The 1,509-nt window shown below is 58.2% G+C and carries 3 protein-coding genes; 1 reads left to right on the forward strand and 2 read right to left on the reverse strand.

What is annotated here, in order from left to right:
- Positions 1–56: 56 nt before the first annotated feature.
- On the reverse strand, positions 57–824 hold the full coding sequence (locus QOL67_RS21980; protein ID WP_283428135.1) for a lysozyme: 768 nt from the start codon (positions 822–824) through the stop codon (positions 57–59).
- Between the two features lie 42 nt (positions 825–866).
- On the opposite strand from QOL67_RS21980, the gene QOL67_RS21985 reads away from it, so the two are divergent.
- Positions 867–1,199, forward strand: a complete 333-nt coding sequence (locus tag QOL67_RS21985) for a hypothetical protein (RefSeq protein WP_283428136.1) — start codon at positions 867–869, stop codon at positions 1,197–1,199.
- 24 nt (positions 1,200–1,223) lie between these two features.
- Here QOL67_RS21985 and QOL67_RS21990 read toward each other — a convergent pair.
- Positions 1,224–1,509, reverse strand: a 286-nt coding sequence (locus tag QOL67_RS21990; protein WP_283428137.1) for a DUF4376 domain-containing protein, incomplete at its 5' end; no start/stop codon positions are given.

A 1,509-nucleotide genomic window follows, 5' to 3' on the forward strand; every position in this document is an offset into this window, starting at 1 on the left:
ACCGCTCGCGATCAGAACAAGGGCCACCACCGCCAGCAGGAACCGCGCGCTTGGCATCAGGTCAGCCCCTTCATGCACAATCGGTATTCATGCGCCCGCCGGTTCACTAGCCCGCGCACAATTCTACCTCCGGCACGGTTCCACCAGGTCAGCGCCTTGCAGCCGCCGGCGATGTCACCCGCATTCAGACGGCGCGTGGCGGTGCTGCGCCCTGCCCCGCGAATACCCACGTTGTAGGCCAGCGAGACAAAAGCCGCGTCCCGTTCCGGCGTCAGGCGCTCTGCGCGGGTGTCGTAGGTGAAATACCGATGCAGACCGGCCCGAAAATCGCCCGTAAGGCGTTGCTCCAACATAGCGCGGCACTCTGCATCCGTGGCGCGCTGGCCTAGCCTCACCCCCTTGGTTTCGCCATAGCAAAGCGTCGGCACACCCACGATGTCCACGTAGGCGCAATGCAGAGCCGGATCATCGACGCAGCGATGTTCCCCCTCCCAGTGGATCACAAGCGGAACAAGCACGCGCATGGTCGCGCGCTCGCTGGTTTGAGCCATGGCCTGAGAAGACAGGAGCGCTGTGAGAAACACGACCACCGCAACGGTCGCTCGCCGCTTCCAGGCACCTTCGTGAGTTTGCAAGACCACCCGCCCAATAATGCCCAATGCAATGACCATCAGCTGCAAAGCCGACCACAAAGCAGGATTGGTATCGGTCCCGAACAGCCAGTAGATCAGGTCGGGTAGGACCGTGAGGGCAGCCAGAACATAAAAGGCAATAGCAGTGTATGAGAGGCGCAACTCGCGGCCCCATCCGTTCACAAGTTTCATTGCATTGCTCCATAAAAAAAGCCCGCTCAAAGGCGGGCAAACGTGAGTTCGGTTTTTGGTCGGTTGTTTCTATTTAGGCCAAAGATTGAGGCCCTTGAGCGCGGCAACAGTGCCGCCAGCGAGCACTACAAGCCCGCCTATAGTTCTCAACTTGGAGATCACTCGGCCATTGATTTTGTAGGCAAGAATGATCTCACGCAATGTGGTTCCATCCTGCACAAGCCGGCGAAGTTCGTCCCGACTCTCCTTGTCCTCAAACATCTCAGCAAGCGAATGAAGGGCCGCGTGTTCATCTGGCGAAAACTGGCTTTTAATGTCCATTTCTGCGGTGTTCCTTTTCTTGATGCTGCTGCAACCGGGGCGAATGGGAGATAGCCTTTGAAAAAAGGTCATTCGACGTCATGTTGAAACCGGCGGCCAATGAGTGTCGGCCCGCCAATCTGCGGGAAGCTCATCCAAGTCTTTCAAAGCCCGGGCCGCGAAGATATGAGACCGCTTGTGCGCCATTGCCGCCTGACTGAATTCAAAGCAAGTGTTGGCATCCATTTCGACACTCATATTGTCGGCTGTGATCCACACGAAGTCTGTATCCGCATCGGCCCAACGCAAGTCACCTAACTCGGCATCCAGCGCAACTGCGATGCCCGCGGAAGCTCCCGCGCCGGTGATGTTGGCCACGCTGTCC

Source organism: Shimia sagamensis (assembly GCF_900182745.1).
Taxonomy (GTDB): domain Bacteria; phylum Pseudomonadota; class Alphaproteobacteria; order Rhodobacterales; family Rhodobacteraceae; genus Shimia; species Shimia sagamensis.

Bases quoted from the DNA above. Each gene is read 5' to 3' on its own strand.
- QOL67_RS21980 (WP_283428135.1), bottom strand. From the start codon at position 824: ATGAAACTTGTGAACGGATGGGGCCGCGAGTTGCGCCTCTCATACACT.